Below are 241 nucleotides of genomic sequence, written 5' to 3' on the forward strand. Positions count from 1 at the left end.
GATTGATGGCTGGAACCAATAAAAATCGTAAAAATTTAACAAATGGTCCAATTATTATTTTAGTCGAGCCACAGTTGCCTGACAATATTGGTATGGTAGCAAGGGCAATGGCAAATTTCGGGCTCTCTAAACTTCGTTTAGTTAAGCCTCGAGAAGAATTTCCAAATGATAAAGCCAGAGCTGCAGCAAGTAAAGCAGATCATGTCATTAACGACGCAGTAATTTTTGAGACATTACATGA

The 241-nt window shown here is 37.8% G+C and carries 1 protein-coding gene; it reads left to right on the top strand.

What is annotated here, in order from left to right; all coding sequences use genetic code 11:
• Window positions 1-5 precede the first annotated feature (5 nt).
• A partial coding sequence (locus ACFIK8_RS12715; protein WP_375669632.1) for a TrmH family RNA methyltransferase occupies window positions 6-241 on the top strand: 236 nt, incomplete at its 3' end.

It is taken from the genome of Bartonella sp. MR168JLCBS (assembly GCF_042194175.1).